Genomic DNA, 22,015 nt, shown 5'->3' on the forward strand with positions numbered 1-22,015 from the left:
AGACCATGCAATTGGAAATCAGCCCGGATCTCGCGGAAATGCGCGCGGCCGTACGCCGCTTCACACAGGACGAACTGGAACCCATCGCACTGGAAATCGACCAGACAGGCGAAGTGCCCGAGCAAACCTTGCCTTTGCTGCGAGCCCAGGGCTACCTGGGCATGCGCATGCCGGCGGAGTTCGGCGGCGGCGACTTCGATCTCTCCACCTATTGCCTGGTATTGGAAGAATTCAGCCGGTCCCATCGCATGTTCACGTTAATGCTGGATGCCACCAGCGGCCTTAACCCCATCGCCATTGCCCGCTTCGGCAGCCGTGCGCAACAAGAAAAATACCTAGCGGGATTATGCGCCGGCACCCTGCACGCCTCGTTTGCCTTGACCGAGCCTGGCGCGGGTTCCGACGCCCAGGCCATCAAAACCCGGGCGCAGCCACGCGGCGATGGCTGGGTGTTAAATGGGCGCAAGCACTACATCAGCGGCGCCCACTTGGCCAACGTCGTGCTCGTCATGGCCGTCACCGATCCCGAAAAACGCGGGCGCGGCGGTATTACCGCATTCCTGGTGGATAGCAGCACGCCGGGCTTCAGTGTCACGAGGGTCGATACCACCATCGGCTCCGATCCCATCAAGCTGGCGGAGCTGTCCTTCGACGACTGCGAACTGCCGGCCGGCGCGGTGCTGGGGGAAGTCGGCCAAGGTTTCAAGGTGGCGATGGAGTCGCTGACCAGCGGCCGCATGGGTGTGGCGTGCTCGTGCCTGGGCGCGGCCGACCGTCTTCTGGAAATGTCCGCGGCCTACGCCAAGGAGCGCTCCACCTTCGGCAAGCCCTTGGCCGACAGGCAGGCAATCCAGTGGATGCTGGCCGACTCCGCGACCGAGCTGGCGATGGCGCGCGCCTTGACCTACGAAACCCTGCGCCGCATCCAGGCCGGCGAAGACGTCGGTTCCGCCGCCAGCATGTGCAAGCTGGCGGCTTCGGAAATGGTCGGCCAGGTCGCCGATCGGGCGGTACAGATTCACGGCGGCATGGGTCTGCTGCGCGGATTCCCGGTGGAGCGCTTCTACCGCGACGTGCGCCATTACCGCGTAGGCGAAGGCTCCTCCGAAATACAGCGCATGCTGATTGCCCGCGAGGTATTGCGATGAAAGCTCGCGCACCGCTGAATGCCGTCATTGCCGGCGTCGGCGAAAGCACAGTGGGCCGCGTGCCGCATCTGGACTCCCTCGGCTTGCAGCGCATGGCGGCGCTCGCGGCGCTGGAAGATGCGGGCCTGACGCTGGCCGATATAGACGGCCTGCTGACCACTCCCATCCGGGTGGAAAACTGGGCCATGCCCTGCGGCGTGGTATCGGAAAGCCTGGGCCTCCATCCACGTTATCTGGCAACACTGGATGTTGCCGGCGCGTCCGGCGTGGCCATGGCTCACCACGCGGCCATGGCGGTGGCCACGGGCCAGTGTGAGACCGTGCTGTGCGTCGCCGGCCAAAACATGCTGTCGTTCAGTTCGCGCGGCGCCGCCGTGCAGAAGCTCGCCGACGCCGGATGGGCTCACCCGGAATTCGAAGCACCATACGGCCCGCTCATACCCACGCTCTATGCCTTGGTGGCACAGCGCCATATGCACGAGTACGGAACCACGCTGGAGCAGATGGCCGAGGTGGCCGTCACCCTGCGCGGCCACGCCGCGCTGAACCCCAACGCACACAAGAAAGACCTTCTTTCCATCGCCGATGTCATGCAATCGCGCACCATTACGTCGCCGCTGCGCATGCTGGATTGCGCCCTCGTATCCGATGGCGCCGCCGCTTTCATAGTCACCACGCCCGAACGCGCGCGCGACCTGCGCCAGCCCGCCGCCAAGCTGCTCGGGCATGGCTATGGGCATTCACACACATATATAGGCGACTACAAGAACATCACGACAACCGGCGCAGTGCAATCCGGCAGGGATGCGTTCGACATGGCGGGGCTGACGCCATCCGATATCGATGTGGCCGAACTGTACGACTGCTTCACAATTACGGTCATCGTGGAACTCGAAGACCTGGGGTTCTGCGCCAAGGGCGAAGGTGGCCACTATGTCGAAAATGGCGGGATTGCGCTGGGCGGAAAACTGCCTGTCACCACGCATGGCGGTCTTCTATCCGCCGGCCATCCCGGTCTATCGGGAGGCATGTTTCATCTGCTGGAAGGTGTGCGCCAAGTACGCAACCAAGCTGGCGCGCGCCAAGTACCCGGCGCCGAAGTGGCCCTGGTGCACGGCAACGGCGGGATCGTCGGGCTGCACAGCACTCTCATCATAGCCCAGGGGTAAATCATGTCTGAATCTTCCCCCATGATGAAAAGCGCCCACTACTGGGAGCGGACCCGCAGCCTGGGATTCGCCTTGCCTCATTGCTCCGATTGCGGCCGGTTTCATTTTTACCCCCGTCCCGCCTGTCCTTTCTGCGGCAGCGACCAGGTGCTCCCCACCGTGGCCAGTGGCAGGGGCAGCGTCTACAGCTACTCCGTCGTGCATCGCGCCCCTGGCCCGGCTTTTGCCGGCGATGTTCCTTATGCAATAGCCATAGTCGCCACCGATGAAGGTCCTCATCTGTTGACCCGTGTTGCAGGCGTGGATCCCGCCCGGGTGCGAATTGGAATGCGCGTTCGCGTGCTCGACATGGCCACAGCGCCCGAACCGCTGTTCGAATCGGATGAAACCAAGGAGAATATATGACCGACGCCGTAATTACCCATATCGAAGATGCCGTCGCCTGGATAACGCTGAATCGTCCCGATGCGCTGAACGCCATCAACAACGATACTCGGCGGATGTTGCCCGATGCCATCGATGCGGCCGATGCCAATCCGGATGTACGGGTCATGGTAATCCGCGGCGCAGGGCCGCGCGCATTCTGCGCAGGCGCCGACATCAAAGAGTTCGCCACCGTCGATGCACCGGCCGCGCATCGCCAGTCGCGCGTGCAGCGCCACTGGATCGCGGCCTTCGATCGCGCCGTCAAACCATTGATTGCGTCGATTCATGGCTATTGCCTCGGCGGCGGCCTGGAGATCGCCCTGGCCTGCGATATCCGCATCGCCGCCACTGACGCATCCTTCGGATTCCCCGAAACAAGCCTCGGCATTATCCCCGCCGCGGGAGGAACGCAGCGCATTACACGAGTGCTGGGAATGGGTGTAGCCCTCGACCTCATTCTTACAGGCGAACGAATCGACGCGCAGCACGCGTGGTCGATGGGGCTGGTTTCACGCGTGGTCGAACCGGCGGCGCTAAACGAGCTGACGCGCGGCATCGCACAGAAAATTGCCTCCCGGCCGCCGCTCGCCACTCAGTTTGCCAAAGAGGCCGTTCACACAGGCGCCGAAATATCTCTGGCGGCCGGCATGCGTCAGGAAACAGACCTGTTCACCCACCTCATCAATACACAGGACCGCCAGGAAGCCGCCAGGGCTTTCAGCGAAAAGCGCAGCCCCAAATTCACCGGCCGATAAACAATTTCCTATTCAATGCAACACGGAGTTCTCATGACAGCAAAATCCATCTATCTAGCACTGGACCTGATAAATGACCTCGTGCACAATGACGGCCCCAACGGCAAGGGGCCGCTGGGCGAACAAATCCGCACGCGCCAAATCATCAAAAACACCCGCCACGCGCTGGACAAGGCGCGCGCTGCCGGACTACCTATAGGCTACGTGCGTGTCGGCTTTTCCGGCGACTACCTCGAATGCCCGCCCGCCTCGCCCATCTTTTCCAAGGCGCGAGAGAACGGCCTTTTCAAGCTGGGGACATGGGGCACTGAAATCCATCCGGACCTGACGCCATCGGCCGGCGACTTCGACATCGTCAAGCACCGCGTCAGTCCATTCTACGGCACGAACCTGGAACCCATACTGCGCGCGCACGGAATCGGGCGCATCTACCTGGGCGGCGTTTCATCCAGCGCGGTTGTGCAAGCGACCGTTCGCGAAGCCCACGACAGGGACTATGAGTGCATTGTGCTTGAGGACTGCTGCGCATCCTTTTCTGGTGAGGATCATGATCAATCCATGACCGCAGTATCCCGCTTCGCAAAACTCACTACCTCTCGCGAGGTCGAATTCCAGCGTTGAAGAAAAATCGAACGCAGTACTTACCGGCAAAAAACAAGGAGACAAAACCATGTTGAAATTACGCAAACTCACACGTCATACACTCACCGCCTGTGGCGTACTGGCGATAGCCGTTGCCCTGGCCTCCCCTGCGCCATCGGTGGCGAAGGAAGCCTATCCGAACCACTCGATTACAGTCATCAATCCATGGACCGCGGGCGGACCCGCCGATACCGTGGCGCGGCCGATACTGCAAAAGCTGTCGGAAATGCTGAAACAGCCGGTGGTCCTGGAAAACAAAGCAGGCGCCAACGGCACGATCGGTTCCAATTTTGTCGCGCATGCGGTTCCCGACGGCTACACCTTGCTGTTTTCGCACGTGGGTCCCATTACCATTAGTCCCGCCGTTCAAAAGCATATGCCCTATGACTCCGTACGCGACCTGGCGCCCATCACCCAAGTCGTGTCGGCGCCCACCGTGCTCGTGGTGCGCCCCGACCTGCCTATCCACAATCTGAAAGAGCTGGTCGACTATGCGCGCGCCCATCCCGGCAAGCTTACATATGGCTCTGTAGGGCCGGGCAGCACGACACACCTGGCGGGAGAAATGCTTGCCAGTATGGCGAACGTCAAGTTGCTGCATGTGCCCTACAAGGGCGCGGCTCCCGTCGTCACCGACCTGCTTGGAAAGCAGATCGACATGGCATTCCTGAATATCGCCGGAGTGATTCCTTTCCTGAAGTCCGGCCAAATGCGCGGGATAGCTGTCAGCACCTTGAAACGATCCACCCTGCTGCCCGATCTGCCCGCCATAGCCGAAACGTATCCTGGGTTCGAAGTCAATTCCTGGTACGGACTCATGGCGCCGGCCAAAACCCCCAAAGCCATCATTGATCTGCTGCAGCGCGATGTTGCCGCAATTCTGAAAATGCCTGACATCGTCAAGACCCTGTCCATGAACGGCCTTGCCCCGGAAGGCACCACGCCCGAGCAATACGCCAAGCAGATCAGCAAGGATCTCGTGCGTTGGAAAGAAGCCGTGAAAAATGCGGGCTTGCAGCCGCAGTAATTTCCCTAGCTGTCATTGTATTAACCCACCAGGAGACGGGTCACCCAATGCTTGCGCAAGAGACGACAAACGCGACGGCAAACAAGCCGGGTATAAAGCCGCAGCATACGGCTCGCCACATCAAATCGTCTCTGGCAATCGGAGGGTGTCCTATAACAATCATGACATGCATACATCTCGTCCGCAGCTTCACCTTGGCATTGGCGGCAATGGGCGCTACGCTGACGGCCAGTTCGGCTGCCGCCAAATCAGACTCCTACCCCTCACATCCCGTTAAAATCATCGTGCCCTATCCGCCCGGTGGTCCAGCCGATATCGTGGCGCGCGCCCTGTCGGCAAAAATGGGCGCAAGCATGGGCCAGACTTTTGTGGTCGAAAACCGTTCCGGCGCCGGCGGCAATATCGGCACAGAGGAAGTAGCACGAGCCGTGCCGGATGGCTACACGCTGCTTTTAGGCACCAACGGGCCGCTGGTCGTCAACGTCAGCCTTTATGACAAGTTGCCATTCAATCCACTCAAGGATTTCGCTCCCATCTCGCAGGTAGCCACGATTCCTTTGGTCCTTCTGGCTCATCCGTCCGTACCGGTCAACTCGGTACAGGAACTCATCGCCTACGCCAAGGCCCACCCCGGCAAGCTTACGTATGCCTCTTCGGGCATGGGTTCGGGCGGCCATCTTGCCGGCGCGCTGCTGGCTTCGATGGCGGGCATCGACATCATCCATGTTCCATACCGCGGCGTCGCTCCGGCCACGACCGATCTGCTGGCCGGACACGTCAATTTCATGGTAGGAGGCTTACTGGCGGCGTTGCCTTCGCTGAAGAGCGGTTCGCTGAAAGCACTGGCGGTAGTCACTCCGCAGCGCTCCGTGCTGGAGCCCGGCATACCCACCGTGGCGGAATCGGGCCTGCCAGGTTTTGAAATCGTATCGTGGTATGGCGTGCTCGCCCCGGGCGGCACACCCAAACCCATTATCGATAAGCTGCACGACGCGATCATCGCCGCGCTGCAAAAACCCGATGTGGATGACATGCTCTTCAAAAAGGGCGGCCTGGAAAAAGTCGCCGGTACGCCGCAGCAATTCACCGCAACACTGCAACGCGAAATTCCGCAGTATGCGCGCATCGTCAAGCTGACAGGTGCCAAGGCCAACTGAACGCCACCGCAAAGGAGATCGACCCATGAGCATAAAAATCTGGTATCAATCCATGGCACCGCTAGGCGGCCTGCCATGCTATGTAGAAGCCCTGCAGCGCCATGCCAGCCAGACCTGCGGCGACGAGGTCGCGGTCACATTCAACGGCGCTTCCGAATCCTGGTACGGACAACGCACACCGGCCGAAATGCTCAAATTTCCGTATGTAAAACACATCATCCAGCGCGAAGCCATCGACTTCTGCCGCAAAGCGGAATCCGAAGGCTATGACGCTGTCATACTCGGCAGCTTCAGCGAGCCTTTCCTGGCCGAGATCCGGTCACTGCTCGACATTCCCGTGGTGTCCATGCCGGAAAGCGCACTGCTGGTCGCCTGTTCTCTGGCCGAACAGTTCGCCCTGGTACCGCTGGCCCCGGCCGGTGTAAGGCGAGTGCGTGCGCTGGTGCGGCGCCATGGCCTAGAGGGCCGGGTCTGCGGCATCGAGGCCTTGTCGGCGCCGGTCACCGAAGCCCAACTGGAAGCGGCCTTCGATGCGCCGCAGGAAGTCATCGAAGATTTCGAAACCGTGGCGCGCAGGCTGGTGGAAGCTGGCGCCGATCTGGTTATTCCTGCCGAAGGTGTGATCAGCGAATTACTGTACTGGAATGGGGTACGCCGGATCGACGAAGCCGCCGTCATGGACTGTATCGGAACCAGCCTGGCCTATGCCTGCATGCTGGTGCGCCTGAAACGCACCAGCGGACTCGGTGTGGGACGCCGCTGGGGTTATTGCCGGCCGCCCGACGAAATATTGCAGGCACTCGGCGCATCGCGCTAGCAAGCGTCGCGCATCGACCAGCACAGCCTCACACAGCGACCGTCACGGCGATTTCATAATTTGCACATCGAATCAATGATATTCAGGAGATTACTTTGTATACAGCCGCCCGTCCCGACGCCAATTCGCCCAGTCAAGGAACAATGGAAGAAACAGATGTCATCGTGTGTGGCGGAGGGTTGGCCGGATATTGTGCGGCCGCCGCGGCATTGGAACGCGACAAACGAGTAATCCTGCTGGAAAAACTTGCGGCGACGGGCGGCAGCACCGTCATCAGCGGTGGAGCCATGGCGTTCGCCGGCACCGATGAGCAAGGCGAAGCCGGCATCTCCGATTCCAATTCCCTGTTGCTGTCCGACTTGAAGGCAATGGGAGAACACCACAACGACGTCAGTCTTCTCGAAGCCTATGTTGCCGCTCAACTCGATACCTACTTTTGGCTCAAGCGCCTGGGTGTGCAATTCCAATCAGTTCAGCTTGGCGGCGGCCAATCGGTGCCCCGCTCGAATCGGGTCGACACCCGCCAGATGATGGAGGCGCTCGATAAACAGGCCCAGGCCTCGCAGCGCTTCGAACTGCGCTGCAACACACAGGCGCTACGCTTGCACCGGATGGAAGACGGCGGCATGGAGGTCATCGTATCGTCCGCCGGCGGGCCATCCTATGCGCTGCATGCTCGAGGCGGCGTGGTGCTGGCCACAGGCGGATTTTCACGAAGCGAAGAATGGCTGGGCGTGTTTGCGCCAGCGCAGATCAAAGCCCTGCGCATCGGCGGCCCGGGCAATACCGGCGATGGCCTCAGGATGGGTATGGCGCTTGGCGCCAATCTGCGCGACATGGGCTTCATCAAGGGAACATTCGGGGTACATCCCTCCGCCGAAGCAGAGGAACGTCTCCTGATCCATCCCATCTTCAAAGGGGCGATCGCCGTCAACGCGAACGGCCGACGCTTCGTCGACGAATCGGTTTCATACAAAATCAGCGGCGACGCATGCCTTGCCCAGCCCGATGGCATGGCCTACCAGATATTCGACGAAGGCATCATGGATCTGTCGGTTCCTGGCGTTACCACCTCGGACTTCCGCTCGGCGCTCAGCTCCGGCCATCTGATCCAGGCCGACTCCATTGCGACGCTGGCCGAGCGCATAAATATCGATCCCGCAGCGCTCCTGTCCACCCTGGACCAGTACAACGGCGACGTCGAGCGGGGCCGCGACACACAATTCGGCCGCGATGGGCTGGCGAATCACTATGGCAAATTGCGAAAAATCGACCAGCCTCCTTTCTACGCCTATCCGTCGACATCCGCCGTGCTGGCCACTTACGCCGGACTCGCCGTCGATAGCAAAGCGCGCGTGATTGACGTCTACGGACAGCCTATCGACGGCCTTTTCGCAGCCGGCGAATTGATGGGTGGATTTCACGGCGCCGCGTATATGACCGGCTCGTCGCTGGGTAAAAGCGCCGTCTTTGGCCGCATAGCGGGCAACAATGCCGCCGCGTCCTGTTGAGTGAGTTTTTTTGCATGAAGTAAAAACCCCGAGTATCGCTTCGATCGATCAAGACAAGGAGACATCAACTATGAAATCCCGTTTCTGGAAAACTCAACTATTCGGCCTGGCCTGCCTGGCCGCGGCAGCTATGCCGGCAAGCGCGGCCACTGATGCCGGTACCTACCCATCCAAGCCCATCCATCTGGTGCTTCCCTTTCCTCCAGGCGGCCCCACCGATACCGTATCACGCGCTCTTGGAGACAAGTTGAGCAAGGCCTGGAACGTCCCTGTAATCATCGAAAACCGGCCAGGCGGAAACTCCTTCATCGCAACCGATGCGGTCGCTCACGCCCAGGCAGATGGATACACCTTGCTGGTCGCGTTTTTCGGCACACTGGTGGTGAACCCCAGTCTCTACGACAAATTGCCATACGATCCCGTCAAGGATTTCGCACCGGTCACGACCGTCGCAAACCTGCCCTTGATGCTCGTCGTCAATCCGAAGTCCCCCATTCATTCAATCAAGCAGCTTATCGATCTATCGAAAGCCACCCCCAATCGGTTTACCTTCGCATCGGGAGGAGCCGGCCAAGGCGCCCACCTAGCAGGTGAAATGCTCAAGAACATGGCCGGCATATCCATGATTCATGTTCCTTACAAAGGCAATGCGCCCGCTGTCATGGATCTTCTGGGCAACCATGTGGACATGCTGTTCGATGGCATGACCTCGTCGCTGCCCTATGTAAAAAACGGCCGCCTCCGCCCGATAGCGGTCTCCACGCTAAAGCGCGCTTCGGCCATGCCGGATCTCCCGACCGTGGCCGAATCGGGCCTGCCGGGCTTTGACGTCGGATCCTGGTTTGGCATTCTCGCACCGGCCCATACTCCTCAGCCTGTTATTGCAAAGCTGAATGCCGAGTTGGTACAAATCATCAACAGCCAGGATTTCAAGACTCTGCTGGGCACACTGGGCCTGGACCCCATGTCTTCGACGCCGGAAGAATTTGTCGCGTACATGAAACAGGAAACAAGCAAATGGGCAAAGGTGGTGCACGACGCTCATATCAAGATCGACTAATAACTAATAGGTACAGCGCCCGCCTCTCACAAGGCCGGGCGCTGCACGCGGACATGAATCATCAATCGGCTTCCCTGAGTGCCTCACCACAATTTACTTTACACTGACCAACACGAGCCAATACCCCATTAAAGCGGAGCCCCTCCAATGGTCGAAGCCCACAACGAAGCCAAGAAAAACAACCGGCCAACCCTGGTTTATCCCTGCGGGGACGCACCCGAACCCGGCGCGGTTCGAGAAATAGCGCCTGGGGTTTTATGGATACGCATGCCCATGCCCTTTGTGCTCACGCATATCAACCTGTGGGCGCTGGAAGACGGTGATGGCTGGACCATCGTTGACACGGGCCTGCAGACCAGCGACACGACGGCGGCATGGGGAAAACTGTTTTCCGGCCCGCTGGGTGCGAAAAGAGCCAGCCGTGTTCTGGTCACTCACATGCACCCCGATCATGTCGGCATGGCAGGCTGGCTGACCCGCAAGTTCGGCTGCCGCTTGTGGATGACTCGCCTGGAATACCTGACGTGCCGCACACTCGTGGCCGACACCGGGCGGGAGGCGCCCGAAGACGGCATCCGCTTCTACCGCCAGGCTGGCTGGAGCGAACATTCCATCGAAAATTATCGAGCACGGTTCGGCAATTTTGGAAAAATGACGCATGCCCTACCAGACAGCTATCGGCGTCTGCAGGACGGCGAATCCCTGAACATAGGCAGCCATCAATGGAAAGTGGTCGTGGGCAACGGCCATTCGCCTGAACATGCCTGCCTGTATTGTCCCGATCTCAAACTCCTTATATCGGGCGACCAGGTTCTACCCCGCATTTCATCGAATGTATCGGTGTTTCCGACCGAGCCCGACGCCGATCCCATGGGAGACTGGCTGGCCTCGCTTGAAAAACTGAAGAAGGAAGTTCCCAACGATGTGCTCGTGCTGCCGGCCCACAACGAACCCTTCCGAGGCTTGCATGAACGCCTCGATTATCTCGAATCCAGCCAGCTGGACGCGCTTGAACGATTGCGTGCGGTATTGCGGCAACCGCAGCGCGCGGTGGATGTCTTCCCGACCTTATTTTCCCGGCCCATCACTGCCGCCGATCACAGTCAGCTCAGTCTGGCCACAGGTGAAAGCGTCGCCCATTTGAATTACCTGATCCGGCGGAGTGAAGCCGTGATGCAGTTGGATGGCGAGGGAGTCGCCTGGTATCGCGCTGCAAGCTAATGTCTTAACACGCCGCGTATCACTGACGGAAGCTGCCGGGATCGATCGCCAGGCGATTCAGTTTGTCATACAAGGTCTTGCGCGAAATCTTCAATAGCTTTGCCGCATGCACCACATTGCCTGCAGCGCTGCGCAGCGCCTCCTGTATCAATTCATGTTCCGTTTGTTCCATGCGATACGCCAGGGAGTCGGCATTGTCGGGAGGCTGCGCCAGACCGTCTTCAACACCCAGGCAGAATCGCTCGGCGGTGTTCCGCAATTCACGCACATTGCCCGGCCAGTCGTGCTGTTGCCAGCGCAGCAAGTCCTGGCCGGACCATTGCGGCGGCTCGCATTGATACCGCCGCGCCGCAATGGCAATGAAATACGCCATGAGCAACGGGATGTCATCGAGCCGTTTACGCAAGGGCGGCAACTCGATGGACACAACATTCAGGCGGTAATACAGGTCGGCCCGGAACTCGCCCTGGTCGCAGGCCTGCTTGAGGTCCAGCTTGGTTGCCGCTATTACCCGGCAATCGACCGGTATCGGCGTATTGCTGCCTAGCCGCTCCACGTAGCGCTCCTGCAGCACGCGCAGCAATTTAGCCTGCAAATTCAGCGGCATGGATTCGATTTCGTCCAGGAACAGCGTGCCGCCCTGGGCATATTCGATTTTTCCGATACGACGGCGATGCGCTCCGGTAAACGCACCGGCCTCATGGCCAAATATTTCGCTCTCGAAAATACTTTCGGGCACTGCCGCGCAATTCAGCGCAACAAAGGCGCCACGCCTGCCGCTGGCGGTGTGGATGGCTTTTGCCAGCACCTCTTTGCCCGATCCAGTTTCGCCGCAAACCAGCAAATCGGCCGAGGTCGGCGCCAGCGCGGCGATCAGCTTGCGGACATGCTGGATCGCGGGCGATTGGCCAATCAGGGGGGTTACCTGCAACTCTTGCAATTGATCTTTCAGGCGCTGATTTTCGGTGGCCAGGGCGCGGCGCTCCATGGCCCGGCGGACCACATCGACGAGCCGCTCCGAATGAAATGGTTTCTCGATGAAATCGTAGGCGCCAGCCCGCATGGCTTCCACTGCCAGGGAAATATCGCCGTGCCCGGTAATCAGAATCACAGGCAAATTACGATCCAGGCGCAGCAAATCGACCAGCAGCGACATTCCACCCATGCCGGGAAGCTGTACATCGCAGATCACGGCTGCCGGCCGTTCGCCGCCAACGCTGGCCAGCGCGGTTTCCGCATCGCCGAAGCCGCGCACCGAAATGCCCGCCAAACGCAAAGCCTGCCCGCAGGCATGCATGACGATTTCATCGTCCTCGATCAAATACACAAGGCTGCCTTCAGCGGCGGGAATGGGGTTTTCCGTGTTCATACATGTTCCAGGATGATGGTGGCCTCGGTGCCCCGATCGGGCGCATTGCCTATCTGCAGCTGGCCGCGCATTTCCTCAATGATAGCCAAGGAAATGGCCAGGCCCAGCCCTATGCCCTGGCCGGTGGGCTTGGTGGTGAAGAATGGCTCAAAAAGGTGCTGGCGCACTGCGTCCGAAATACCCGGACCCTGGTCGCGTACGATAATGTGTACGTGTTTCTCTTGCACCTGAACCGTTACCGACAGTACGCTGCCTGGCTGATCGGCAGCGGCGTCCAGGCCATTACGCAATAGATTGACCAGCACCTGTTCAAGCCGTATGGAGTTACCCCAAGCCAACGCCTCCGAGCTTGTACGCACCAACTGGACTTTGGCTGCGACCTGCTTGCGGCGCGGCTCGACCAACATCAGCGCCTGATGAATGGAATTGCTGACATTGACCGGCTCGCGTCCGACATTGTCCTTGCGGGAAAAAGCCTTGATGCTGGACACGATGTTGCCCATGCGGGCGGCCAGCTTGCTGATCAGAAAAACATTCTTGCTGACTTCCTCAAGTTCTCCGCGCTTGACCAGGTGAACCGTATTGTCGGAAAGCGTGGTCAGGGCAGTCAGGGGCTGGCTGAGTTCATGCGTGATACCGGCCGCCATTTGCCCCAGTACGGCCAGTTTGCCCGCCTGCACCGCGCTGTCGCGTGTTTCCCGCAAGATATGCTGGGCACGATCCAGCGCCGCAATTTTTTCGGTAAGATCGGTCGTGCGCAAGGCAATCCGCGTCTCCAGTTCCGCATGCGCCTGATCCAGTTCATTTTTCGCACGGCGCCGCTCTTCGTAGCGTTTGCGCTGTTGATTGCGCACCATGAACAGGGCCGCTACGAACGCGGCGACAAAGCCCACGCCTATACCCACCACCCGGGATAATTGACGGTCCCGCTGTGGGTCGACAAATATTGCCAGCTTCCACCCAAGCGGCCCCACCGGTACGTATTCGGTGAGCAATGTACGTTTGGGCTGGCCTGGAAGCGCCAGATCGAGGGTTTGCGGCAAGGTATTGTCGAGAACAACGCCCTCCAGGGGATCAAGCGGATTCTTACCGTACTGACGATTCCGATTCACTGCAGCACGTTTCTGCGCACTTAGCGCAACCAGGGTATGGTATCGCCAGGCGGGAACCGAGGACAGGAAAATAATCCCGCCCGAATCAAGCAGCATGACCGTATCGCTGCTTTGCGAGAGCGCCGATTCAAACTCACTGAGACTGATCTTCACAACAATAACGCCGCGCGTTCCCGCCTGCGTACGAATGGATGTTGCAAGAAAATAGCCGGCCTCGTGGCTGGTGGTGCCAAGACCATAAAAGCGCCCCTGGCCGAATTGCAGCGCATCGCGAAAATAAGGCCGAAAGGTATAGTTCTGACCGACAAAGGTATCGGGCTTATCCCAATTGCTGGATGCCAGAGTCAAGCCATCGGCATCAATGAGATAAGCAACCCGCGAACCGGTTGTCACCTGAACGGCGCGCAGGTATTGATTGGCGGCTTGCTGAGCCACCGCATCGCCCGGATTGTCCAGCAGGACGCTCATTTTCTTTTCAAACGAGATCACTTTCGGCAGCGATTCGTACCGCGCCAGGGTCGACTCCAGGCTCAGGGAATAAAACACGGCACGTTGATGCGCTTGCGCGAGTGTGGACTTGGTCTCTTGGGCGAAGACGATGCAATCGGCAATATAGGCTATCCCGACACAGGCGGCGAGCAACAAATAAATGCTCAAGCGCCGTCGGGCAAAAAGATATCGCATGTAATCGTCCAATCGACATTGAAGTTCAACAAAAGCGGAATCGCCATTGGTCCGGACCAGGCTCATCTCAAGCCCGATGACATGCCAGGGCTCAGGGTCTGGCTGCTTTGTTATTCGTGCATGCCCGCGCGCATCCGCGCCGGTGAATATATACCAGAAGCACGCGGAAAATGCAGCCTGCGAATAACCAGTAGGAACAAACTTGCCACTGCGTCCCACCCCGGCAGGATGGAAAAGTACACACAAAAAACACTGAATTCTGCCGATCTACACACTTGAGTCGTATGCCAGGCCTGACGAATTTTGCTCGAATGCCCCACCGTACCGGCCTTTCATACCTATTGTAGGTTTTTGACGCCCCTGGCACGGTTCTTGCGTCAGTCTGAACCAACCACTCAAGATAGTGGGTATTCACAATACCATGGAGGCAGCATGACATTGGCAAAATCGGAGTTGTCGTTTCCGGAGAAAAATTGGGCCGAGGCGCAGTGGCCCCTCAAAAGGCAACGATGGTGTGCATGGGGCACGACGAATCTCGAACAATTCCCGAGCCGGCAAGCCCATGAGAGAACTGAAAAAGAAGCAAGAAAAGCCACATCCGAGGCCCAGACCGGACAAAAACAAACGGACAGGAAACGAGAACTACATGCCAAACACGAAAGCACAGCCATCATGCTTGCGGCCAAGCTGCCTACCTTTCCACGCGCCACGGACGCCAATGCCTACTTGCGCCGCAAAGGAATCAGCGCCCACGAGGGTCTCAAGAAAAACTGCTATGGCAACCTCGTGATTCCCGCGCAAGACATACACGGCAAGGTATGGGCCGCCCAAAAAATCTATACGGATGGCAGCCAGTGCTACCAGGCAGACAATCTCAAGCCCGGTTGTTTCCACGTCTTGGACGCGGCACCCGGCCAGGGTGTTGCCGTATTGGCCCAGGCCTCGGTCATTATTCTTGCCGAAAGCTATGCCACGGCCGCCACCATAGCGGAAACCGTATCCCATCCCACTGTTGTGGCCTTTGACAGCGACAACCTGACGCCCGTCGCCCAAGCCTTGCGTGGACGCTTTCCCGACAAGCCTCTATTGATATGCGGCAATGACGACCGGCATCTGGAACGCAATACCAAACTCGGCGGCAGCTACCGTAACGCCATCAAAGCAGCCCAGGCTGTCGCCGGCGTCGCGATCTTCCCCTCTTTTTCCAGCGATGAAACAAGCGGGCGCCCCAAAGAATTTATCAGCTTCAACGACCTGGCGCAAAAATCCACGCATGGACGCACCGCCGTCGAAGCGGCAATCCGCAGTGGGATTGGCCAGGCGCAGGACACAATTCCGCGGGAATAATCATTTCGAAAAAACGCCGCCTCCATGAGGCGGCACCGGAATTGCGGATGTCCACAAGATACATCCCGAATGATGGTGTGCGGGGCGGCCGTGGGTGCCGCCAAAACACGGCAACAGCGGCATACTCAATCCATTTTCGCGCCCGACAGTTTGACCAGCTCACCATATCTGCTCAACTCACTGGACATGAACCCGGCAAATTCCTTGGGGCTTTGGGCGGGGCCTACCTGTACACCCATTGCTTCCAGCTTCTTGTTGATATCTGGATCTTTCAGGACAAGATTGATTTTCTTGTTCAGTTCGTCCACAATTTTTACTGGCGTACCGGCCGGAGCCGCTATGCCATACCAGGCTGAAGCGTACATATCCTTTACACCCGCCTCTGCAAAGGTTGGAACATCGGGCAGTTCCGTCAACCTTGTTTTCGAGGCCACGGCCAAAGCCTTGAGTGTGCCGGCCTTAACCTGCGAAATCGATCCCGTATCGATCATGAAATCCAGTTGTTTCCCCAACAAATCACTGACGGCCGGGCCGCTACCTTTATAGGGAATGTGCGTGACCTTGATCCCAGTCAGGTGCACCAGCAAGGAGCTTGCCAAATGCTGCGACGAACCCACGCCGGCCGAACCGTAATTCAGCCTGGACGGATGTTCTTTGGCATAGCTCAACAAGTCACCGACGGAGTTGAATGGAGATCCCTTGGGTACCTCCAGAACATTGGGAATCGAACCGATATATGCAACCGGTGCAAAGTCCTTTTTAGGATCGAACCCCAGATGCGAATACAAATGCGGGTTTGCCGCATTGGTTGAACTGGTCACCACCAGCAGGGTGTAACCATCAGGCTTTTCGCGAACAAATGAAGTCGTCCCAATATTTCCACCCGCGCCGGCCTTATTGTTGACCACCACGGCCTCGCCGATCCGCTCACTCAAGCCTTTGGCGATAAAACGGCCAATCACATCCGTTGCTCCCCCGGGCGCCCAGGGAACAACCAGTTGAATTGCATGATCCGGGAAATCGGCCGCATTCGCTGTTGCCCCTGTCACCAACAGCATACTGACAGCAAAACCCGCGGCGATTGTTTTTTTGATAAATAGCATTTTTTTACCTTCGATAAGTAGTGCAGTTCAGGCATTAACCTTGTTTCAACAATGACGCTTCGATCCAGCTATCGTCATACACATTGCGGCCGATACCGCTGAGGGTATCGGCCTCCAGTTTCATTTTTTTTCTGGCCAGGCCAAGAATTTCTTCTGCCTTCTCGACTGGAATAAAGACCACCCCATCTTCATCGCCTATCACAATGTCTCCCGGCTGAACGACGGCCCCATCTATAGATACAGGAATATTCACTGCCCCGGGACCATTCTTGTATGGACCCCGATGCGTAACTCCCTTGGCAAAACATGGAAAATCATTTTTGGAGAATGCCCCCACATCCCTGATTGCTCCATCAACCACGTAGCCGACCGCCCCTCTCATTTTCGCGACAGCAAGCATAATCTCGCCGATCAGGGCTCTATCCACCCCGCCTCCCGCGTCGATGACCAGAACATCGCCAGGCTGCACAGTCCGCAACGCTTTATGTATGAACAGGTTGTCGCCGGCGGCAACCTTTACAGTAAGGGCTCGACCGATCAATTGCGTGCTGCCATGCATCGGCTTCAATTGATTAGTACCAGGCAGGCGATCCATCACATCGCTGATGATCGAAGTAGAAACTCCGTTGAAGGAACGTTGAATATCTTCCATTACCTTTTTCTACACTTTAATTAACACGTAAAGCAATCTGTGAAAACGAAATTCTCACACACGGGAAAATAATAAAAAAGTGATATATTCAGCTAATAAAATATGAATAAATTAGATGAATTACCAAGGTAAACCCGAATATGACAAGCTTCAAGCAATTGGAAGCAATCGTGGCTGTTGCCGAAGCGGGTTCATTCAGCGATGCCGCCCATAAACTGGGCGTCGTCCAATCCGCCATCTCGCGGCAAGTTCAGGAACTGGAAAATCATTTGAAATGCCAGTTGCTCAATCGCTCCGCCCGACAGGCAAAATTCACAAAGAGTGGCCAGGAAGTGTTAAGCAAAGCGCGGGGCCTGTTGCAGCAACGGGACCTCATCGTCGATCAGATGATCAATAAAACCCTGTTATCGACAAAAGTTCGCTTGGGGGTTACAGAATTGACAGCCATGACTTGGCTGCCGGTGCTGATAGAAAAATTGAAAGAAGAATACGCGGCGGCGGATATTGAAATTGAGGTCGAGGCAAGCACGGTCTTATTAAACAAGCTGAAGACAGGGGCTCTGGACATTATTATTGTGCCCGATGCATTCAACGCGACAGGGCTCATAAAAACCAAACTGGCCGACGTTCAATCAGCGTGGCTGTGTCATCCAAGCTTACACAACGTGGAAGCCGACCTTCCCGTGTCGAAGATAGGAAACTTCACCTCGCTTGTTCAAAACAGCACATCGGGCGCGGGAATTATCATGTCTGAATGGATGGAAAAAAGAGGTATTGTTGCAAAAACAAAAATAAGCACCAATAGCCTGACCGTCCTGGTCGGTATAGTTCTTGCCGGATTAGGCGTTGCCTATCTGCCTCGCAACGTATTTACGAACCTGCTCGCCGATGGCCAGCTAAAGGAAATTATTTCATCTCCCCCGGTACCCTCCGTCAGCTATGTGGCAATCATTCCCACCTCGAAATACAACATCTTCCACAAAAACATCATCAGCTTGATGCAAGCCATTTGCAATTTCGACCGGCTGCATCAAAAGCATCAGCCGTTTTCCGTTAACGGAAAACCAGGCCAGCCATGATCACAATCAAGCAATTGGAGGCGTTTTACTGGACGGCCAAATTGGGAACCATGGACAAGGCCGCCCAAAAATTGAACATTACCCAATCCGCCACGACCAAACGATTGCAGGAACTGGAAAGACTATCTTCCGCACCCCTGTTTCACACCAGAAACAAGAAATCCGAGCTCAGCGATCTAGGGCGGGAGGTATTGCAATCCACCGAAAAACTGTTGATTGCCCTGATGGGTCTGACAGAGCAATCATCCCAGACAATAAAGAAAATAGCAGTGGGAATCACCGAACTCAGTGCTCTGACATGGTTTCCGGAATTCATCAAAGAATTGAAGGACAGCTATCCAAACCTTCTTGTCAGTACTTGCGTAAGCCATGCCCCCATATTGCAAAGCCAGTTGCTGGAAGGCAAGCTTGACTTCATTGTCATTCCAGAACATTTTCTAACTCCAGCCATGGTGCGGACATTCCTGAAAAGATCAGAGTTTGCGTGGTTTTGCTCTCCTTCAATGCTGCTGCCGTCTCGCGAGCTGTCTCTCGATGAAATATTCAGATTGCCATTGATCAGACAGCACGACGACTCCATCACCTCCGCGCTTTGTGATAATTTTTTCGCGGTAAGCAGCATCAGGCCGCCGAGTATTTCCGAATCCAACAGCCTGGTTTCCTTATGCAGCCTGGTACAGGCGGGGCTTGGGGTTAGCTACCTGCCCAAAGAGCTTTTCCTGGCGCAACTCAATCAAAATAAAATAAAAATGTTCGGCACCAGCATGCCTGTCGAACATATAAATTATTATGGCGCGCATCTGAAACATGAGTCTCTGGTTGCACTTCCCATTGCCGAAATTGCCAGGCAGACATGCATAAAATATTCGGCAAGCTAATAATTTTGGGTTGAAAACATTTTCCTACCCACAGACACAGAGCGAGCCTTGCGTCTACGCCAATCCGGCCGACCCGGGGCCGCGGGTACCCACGAAGGGCGCCCCTACGAATAACGGCATATGGTAGGGGTGGGCCTTGTGCCCACCCGTTTGGGCGACAATGGTGCGGCAGGAGGGGCTCGAACCCCCGACCCCGGGCTTAGAAGGCCCGTGCTCTATCCAGCTGAGCTACTGCCGCATCAGGTAACGCGCAGGCATTTTACCTTGTTGGTCGCAAAATCGAAAAAGGTAGAAAATCCTGCCCTGAATCGATATGTCACAGCACGCTTACATCAGGTAGCGCAATCAAACCGGCGCAATGCTAAAGTTTCGGGCAAACCCGCGGCTGAATCCGATGCATACCCATTCAGCCTGTCCAGACTGAATGGGCGCCTTGCCCATTCAGTCGAAGCATCACCATGTTATCGCCTTATGAAACTCATTGTCCGACCTTTGCATACCCTGTTCTTCACGCTCGCAGCTACCTTGGCAGTAACCTTGCTCAACATGAGCCAGGCTTGGGCGGGCATGGCCTACCAACTGGACCAGACACACGCCATCGCAGGCGAAACAATTAATGTAAAGGCTGTGCTCTTCAACGACACGGGCAACACTCTTAGTTGGCGTCCCTCCAAAACCTTGGTGTTGCAATGGCGTAGTGAAAGCGGCCAGGCTATACGCAGTCTGGCCTATCTGGAAACGGCTCCAAGCCAGGTCAATGTGCCCGTGAACAATTTCGTTCAGTTTGCCTGGCGCGCGGTGGTACCCAAGGGCGTCAAAGGTTTGCAGGCAATCAATGTCGAGGGTCGGCCGACCCTGCTGGCGCTTGATACCAATCCGCTGGAAAAAAGCCCGATCGCAGGCACCCCAGCCCATGCGCAAATCGTGGACGCCGGTGCCGCCCCCGAAGGTCGCAAGGCCGATCCTGTTTTGCCCAAAAACATTGTTGCCGCGACAGGTGCTTCGATCAACGAAGGGCCAGCCATCGACACCTTGCAAAAGCCCATCACTACGCCCTCGGCATTCGATAACTTCAGAAATGCCTTGTCTCCATACGAACCGATTTACTTCGATGTCGGCACCAAGGGCGGGACCAATGCGCGTTTCCAGCTGAGCTTTAAATATCGCCTGTTCACGCCAGCCGATCCGGAAAATCCAAAATTTTTCGACAATATGTATTTGGGCTATACCCAAACCTCCTTGTGGGACCTATCGGCCAGTTCCAGCCCTTTTATCGACACTACCTACAATCCCAGCATTTTCTGGCATAAAGACGCGCTCTGGCAGGCAGACAGCAAACAATGGTTTGTGGGCCTGAGCACCGGCGTGGAGCACAAATCCAACGGCAAGGCCGGCGCCGACTCGCGTTCGCTGAACGACGGATTTATAGAACCGCAGTTCAATTACCGTTTCGATGGCGGCAGTACGCTTACCTTCGCCCCACGAGTCAAAGCCTATATGGGAATCACTGACAATCCAGATTACGCCGATTATGCGGGCCATGTGGACTGGAAGTTGCGCTGGGCGCAAGATAACGGGCTGGTACTGTCGGGCATGTATCGCCACGGCAATCAAGGCCACCAGGCTACCCAGATCGAAGCCGCCTGGCCTCTGCAGCGCACATTCCTGAACATGAACGGCTATCTGCATGTGCAGTTTTTCAAGGGCTATGGCGAAACCTTGCTGGGATATCGGCAAAACAGCGATTCGCAAATCCGTGTCGGTTTGTCGCTGGTGCCATAAAAAACTCCTTGCGCATGCCGGTGATGCGCCACCCCGCCTGGGCCGCCACCCCCGCGCCTTAAGAACAATAACTCCTTCGGGAGAAGGGACCCGCGTTATCTCCGCCGCGCTCCCGGCCGTGCGGCCGCGCTTGCCGCAGGGGCCTCGGACTCACTATCGCAAGCATGAATCAGGAACTGCCGGAATGTGTCCACCAGCCCTTTCGGCTCCGCCTGCCTGGGCCAAAGAAGGCCAACATCCATGGGCGCGACCGGATCCGCAATGGGAATGGCCATAATCTTCTTGCCTTCCAGCGACCACGGGCGGTACACCAGGTCCGACAATATCGATACGCCAAAACCATATGCGACCAGGCCACGCAGGGCTTCCAGGGAACTGGTGCGCATCGCGATCTTGAGTGCGTGACCACTCGCTCCCCAATGACCGGTGGCCGCGGAATCGGCATCATCCACAGTCAGCAATATATAGGGGTATTTTGCAATCTCGTCGAGGCTTGCGGCGGACTGCCTGGCCAAAGGATGCGAAGCCGCCGCCCATACTCTGCGGCGTGAGCGCACCAGCAATCGATGGCCATAACGCTGCACATCGGCAATATTGGATATCAGCCCCACTCCCAGGTCTATGCTCCGGTCGGCCAGCGCCTGTTCCAGCGTAATTCTGTCCATATCCACCAGGTCTATCTCCACTTGCGGGTAACTGTGCTTGAAACGGCTCAGCAAATCCGGCAGGAAATAGCCCAATACCGTATAGGTGGCGGCGATCCGGATCGTTCCCTGCACCGTCTGGGTACGCAAGCTGGCATGCCGCATGGCATCGTTGACCGAGTCCATGACATGCCGGGCATGGTGAAAAAACACCTGCCCTTCCGCCGTCAGAACCACGCCATGAGGCAGGCGATCGAACAAACGTACTTTCAACTGTCTCTCCAGGCTCTGGACCGCGCTGGTGATCGCCGACTGCGACACATGCTCGGAGATGGCCGCCGTGGAAAACTGCCCCGAGGTCGCCGCGGCGATGAAGTACCGGAATTGTCTCAACGTAACTTCGCTCTTCATCTGTTTTTTTAATACCTGATA

20 protein-coding genes and 1 tRNA gene are annotated in these 22,015 nt (G+C 57.3%); 15 read left to right on the forward strand and 6 right to left on the reverse strand.

Translation table 11 applies throughout. From position 1 onward, the window contains the following. The first annotated feature begins 5 nt into the window (after positions 1-5). The 11 genes from LSG25_RS07135 to LSG25_RS07185 all read left to right on the forward strand — a co-directional run bounded on the left by LSG25_RS07135 (position 6) and on the right by LSG25_RS07185 (position 10,933). The gene (locus tag LSG25_RS07135; RefSeq protein ID WP_232743988.1) at positions 6-1,148 is read left to right on the forward strand and encodes an acyl-CoA dehydrogenase family protein; all 1,143 of its coding nucleotides are present in this window, start codon (positions 6-8) and stop codon (positions 1,146-1,148) included. Then, positions 1,145-2,317: a thiolase family protein gene (locus tag LSG25_RS07140; RefSeq protein WP_232743989.1), complete on the forward strand. Its 1,173-nt coding sequence runs from the start codon at positions 1,145-1,147 to the stop codon at positions 2,315-2,317. Before LSG25_RS07135 ends, LSG25_RS07140 begins: the two co-directional genes overlap by 4 nt. Before the next feature lie 3 nt (positions 2,318-2,320). Beyond that, positions 2,321-2,722 (forward strand): Zn-ribbon domain-containing OB-fold protein, encoded by a 402-nt coding sequence (locus LSG25_RS07145; RefSeq protein WP_232743990.1) that lies wholly within the window; start codon positions 2,321-2,323, stop codon positions 2,720-2,722. Continuing rightward, a complete protein-coding gene (locus LSG25_RS07150; RefSeq protein WP_232743991.1) occupies positions 2,719-3,498 on the forward strand; it encodes an enoyl-CoA hydratase/isomerase family protein in 780 nt (259 codons plus the stop codon). The genes LSG25_RS07145 and LSG25_RS07150 overlap by 4 nt, the downstream gene beginning before the upstream one ends. A 33-nt stretch (positions 3,499-3,531) precedes the next feature. Further along, positions 3,532-4,119, forward strand: coding sequence for a cysteine hydrolase (locus tag LSG25_RS07155; protein WP_232743992.1), 588 nt, complete (start codon positions 3,532-3,534; stop codon positions 4,117-4,119). A gap of 49 nt (positions 4,120-4,168) precedes the next feature. Next, positions 4,169-5,167 (forward strand): tripartite tricarboxylate transporter substrate binding protein, encoded by a 999-nt coding sequence (locus tag LSG25_RS07160; protein ID WP_232743993.1) that lies wholly within the window; start codon positions 4,169-4,171, stop codon positions 5,165-5,167. Between the two features lie 161 nt (positions 5,168-5,328). After that, a complete protein-coding gene (locus tag LSG25_RS07165) occupies positions 5,329-6,324 on the forward strand; it encodes a tripartite tricarboxylate transporter substrate binding protein (RefSeq protein ID WP_232743994.1) in 996 nt (331 codons plus the stop codon). 25 nt (positions 6,325-6,349) lie between these two features. Beyond that, positions 6,350-7,141, forward strand: a complete 792-nt coding sequence (locus LSG25_RS07170) for an aspartate/glutamate racemase family protein (RefSeq protein WP_232743995.1) — start codon at positions 6,350-6,352, stop codon at positions 7,139-7,141. A gap of 143 nt (positions 7,142-7,284) precedes the next feature. Then, positions 7,285-8,652: an FAD-dependent oxidoreductase gene (locus tag LSG25_RS07175; RefSeq protein WP_232743996.1), complete on the forward strand. Its 1,368-nt coding sequence runs from the start codon at positions 7,285-7,287 to the stop codon at positions 8,650-8,652. A 70-nt stretch (positions 8,653-8,722) separates the two neighbouring features. After that, a complete protein-coding gene (locus LSG25_RS07180) occupies positions 8,723-9,712 on the forward strand; it encodes a tripartite tricarboxylate transporter substrate binding protein (RefSeq protein ID WP_232743997.1) in 990 nt (329 codons plus the stop codon). Between the two features lie 147 nt (positions 9,713-9,859). Next, complete coding sequence (locus LSG25_RS07185; protein ID WP_232743998.1) at positions 9,860-10,933, forward strand: MBL fold metallo-hydrolase; 1,074 nt, start codon at positions 9,860-9,862, stop codon at positions 10,931-10,933. Positions 10,934-10,952: 19 nt separating this feature from the next. Here the strand turns inward: LSG25_RS07185 and LSG25_RS07190 are convergent, their stop codons facing one another. Both LSG25_RS07190 and LSG25_RS07195 read right to left on the reverse strand, forming a co-directional pair. Next, positions 10,953-12,302: a sigma-54 dependent transcriptional regulator gene (locus LSG25_RS07190; RefSeq protein WP_232743999.1), complete on the reverse strand. Its 1,350-nt coding sequence runs from the start codon at positions 12,300-12,302 to the stop codon at positions 10,953-10,955. Then, complete coding sequence (locus LSG25_RS07195; protein WP_232744000.1) at positions 12,299-14,098, reverse strand: ATP-binding protein; 1,800 nt, start codon at positions 14,096-14,098, stop codon at positions 12,299-12,301. Before LSG25_RS07195 ends, LSG25_RS07190 begins: the two co-directional genes overlap by 4 nt. Before the next feature lie 432 nt (positions 14,099-14,530). On the opposite strand from LSG25_RS07195, the gene LSG25_RS07200 reads away from it, so the two are divergent. Further along, positions 14,531-15,445, forward strand: coding sequence for a hypothetical protein (locus tag LSG25_RS07200; RefSeq protein ID WP_232744001.1), 915 nt, complete (start codon positions 14,531-14,533; stop codon positions 15,443-15,445). Positions 15,446-15,570: 125 nt separating this feature from the next. Here LSG25_RS07200 and LSG25_RS07205 read toward each other — a convergent pair whose 3' ends face one another. After that, positions 15,571-16,548, reverse strand: a complete 978-nt coding sequence (locus tag LSG25_RS07205; protein ID WP_232744002.1) for a tripartite tricarboxylate transporter substrate binding protein — start codon at positions 16,546-16,548, stop codon at positions 15,571-15,573. A 34-nt stretch (positions 16,549-16,582) separates the two neighbouring features. Further along, positions 16,583-17,200 (reverse strand): RraA family protein, encoded by a 618-nt coding sequence (locus LSG25_RS07210; RefSeq protein WP_232744003.1) that lies wholly within the window; start codon positions 17,198-17,200, stop codon positions 16,583-16,585. 140 nt (positions 17,201-17,340) lie between these two features. Here LSG25_RS07210 and LSG25_RS07215 point away from each other — a divergent pair, with 140 nt between their 5' ends. Beyond that, positions 17,341-18,279 (forward strand): LysR family transcriptional regulator, encoded by a 939-nt coding sequence (locus LSG25_RS07215; RefSeq protein ID WP_232744004.1) that lies wholly within the window; start codon positions 17,341-17,343, stop codon positions 18,277-18,279. Next, positions 18,276-19,157, forward strand: a complete 882-nt coding sequence (locus tag LSG25_RS07220) for a LysR family transcriptional regulator (protein WP_232744005.1) — start codon at positions 18,276-18,278, stop codon at positions 19,155-19,157. The genes LSG25_RS07215 and LSG25_RS07220 overlap by 4 nt, the downstream gene beginning before the upstream one ends. Before the next feature lie 161 nt (positions 19,158-19,318). Here the strand turns inward: LSG25_RS07220 and LSG25_RS07225 are convergent. Next, positions 19,319-19,395 (reverse strand) — tRNA-Arg (locus tag LSG25_RS07225). A gap of 233 nt (positions 19,396-19,628) precedes the next feature. On the opposite strand from LSG25_RS07225, the gene LSG25_RS07230 reads away from it, so the two are divergent. After that, on the forward strand, positions 19,629-20,939 hold the full coding sequence (locus LSG25_RS07230) for a phospholipase A (RefSeq protein ID WP_232744006.1): 1,311 nt from the start codon (positions 19,629-19,631) through the stop codon (positions 20,937-20,939). A gap of 95 nt (positions 20,940-21,034) precedes the next feature. Here LSG25_RS07230 and LSG25_RS07235 read toward each other — a convergent pair whose 3' ends face one another. Beyond that, positions 21,035-21,994, reverse strand: coding sequence for a LysR family transcriptional regulator (locus LSG25_RS07235; RefSeq protein ID WP_232744007.1), 960 nt, complete (start codon positions 21,992-21,994; stop codon positions 21,035-21,037). Between the last annotated feature and the right edge of the window lie 21 nt (positions 21,995-22,015).

It is taken from the genome of Paralcaligenes sp. KSB-10, assembly GCF_021266465.1.
GTDB lineage: Bacteria > Pseudomonadota > Gammaproteobacteria > Burkholderiales > Burkholderiaceae_B.

Excerpts from the sequence above, each read along its gene's own strand:
- LSG25_RS07135 (WP_232743988.1), top strand. The coding sequence starts at position 6 with ATGCAATTGGAAATCAGCCCGGATCTCGCGGAAATGCGCGCGGCCGTA.
- LSG25_RS07140 (WP_232743989.1), top strand. The coding sequence starts at position 1,145 with ATGAAAGCTCGCGCACCGCTGAATGCCGTCATTGCCGGCGTCGGCGAA.
- LSG25_RS07145 (WP_232743990.1), top strand. The coding sequence starts at position 2,321 with ATGTCTGAATCTTCCCCCATGATGAAAAGCGCCCACTACTGGGAGCGG.
- LSG25_RS07150 (WP_232743991.1), top strand. The coding sequence starts at position 2,719 with ATGACCGACGCCGTAATTACCCATATCGAAGATGCCGTCGCCTGGATA.
- LSG25_RS07155 (WP_232743992.1), top strand. The coding sequence starts at position 3,532 with ATGACAGCAAAATCCATCTATCTAGCACTGGACCTGATAAATGACCTC.
- LSG25_RS07160 (WP_232743993.1), top strand. The coding sequence starts at position 4,169 with ATGTTGAAATTACGCAAACTCACACGTCATACACTCACCGCCTGTGGC.
- LSG25_RS07165 (WP_232743994.1), top strand. The coding sequence starts at position 5,329 with ATGACATGCATACATCTCGTCCGCAGCTTCACCTTGGCATTGGCGGCA.
- LSG25_RS07170 (WP_232743995.1), top strand. The coding sequence starts at position 6,350 with ATGAGCATAAAAATCTGGTATCAATCCATGGCACCGCTAGGCGGCCTG.
- LSG25_RS07175 (WP_232743996.1), top strand. The coding sequence starts at position 7,285 with ATGGAAGAAACAGATGTCATCGTGTGTGGCGGAGGGTTGGCCGGATAT.
- LSG25_RS07180 (WP_232743997.1), top strand. The coding sequence starts at position 8,723 with ATGAAATCCCGTTTCTGGAAAACTCAACTATTCGGCCTGGCCTGCCTG.
- LSG25_RS07185 (WP_232743998.1), top strand. The coding sequence starts at position 9,860 with ATGGTCGAAGCCCACAACGAAGCCAAGAAAAACAACCGGCCAACCCTG.
- LSG25_RS07190 (WP_232743999.1), bottom strand. The coding sequence starts at position 12,302 with ATGAACACGGAAAACCCCATTCCCGCCGCTGAAGGCAGCCTTGTGTAT.
- LSG25_RS07195 (WP_232744000.1), bottom strand. The coding sequence starts at position 14,098 with ATGCGATATCTTTTTGCCCGACGGCGCTTGAGCATTTATTTGTTGCTC.
- LSG25_RS07200 (WP_232744001.1), top strand. The coding sequence starts at position 14,531 with ATGACATTGGCAAAATCGGAGTTGTCGTTTCCGGAGAAAAATTGGGCC.
- LSG25_RS07205 (WP_232744002.1), bottom strand. The coding sequence starts at position 16,548 with ATGCTATTTATCAAAAAAACAATCGCCGCGGGTTTTGCTGTCAGTATG.
- LSG25_RS07210 (WP_232744003.1), bottom strand. The coding sequence starts at position 17,200 with ATGGAAGATATTCAACGTTCCTTCAACGGAGTTTCTACTTCGATCATC.
- LSG25_RS07215 (WP_232744004.1), top strand. The coding sequence starts at position 17,341 with ATGACAAGCTTCAAGCAATTGGAAGCAATCGTGGCTGTTGCCGAAGCG.
- LSG25_RS07220 (WP_232744005.1), top strand. The coding sequence starts at position 18,276 with ATGATCACAATCAAGCAATTGGAGGCGTTTTACTGGACGGCCAAATTG.
- LSG25_RS07230 (WP_232744006.1), top strand. The coding sequence starts at position 19,629 with ATGAAACTCATTGTCCGACCTTTGCATACCCTGTTCTTCACGCTCGCA.
- LSG25_RS07235 (WP_232744007.1), bottom strand. The coding sequence starts at position 21,994 with ATGAAGAGCGAAGTTACGTTGAGACAATTCCGGTACTTCATCGCCGCG.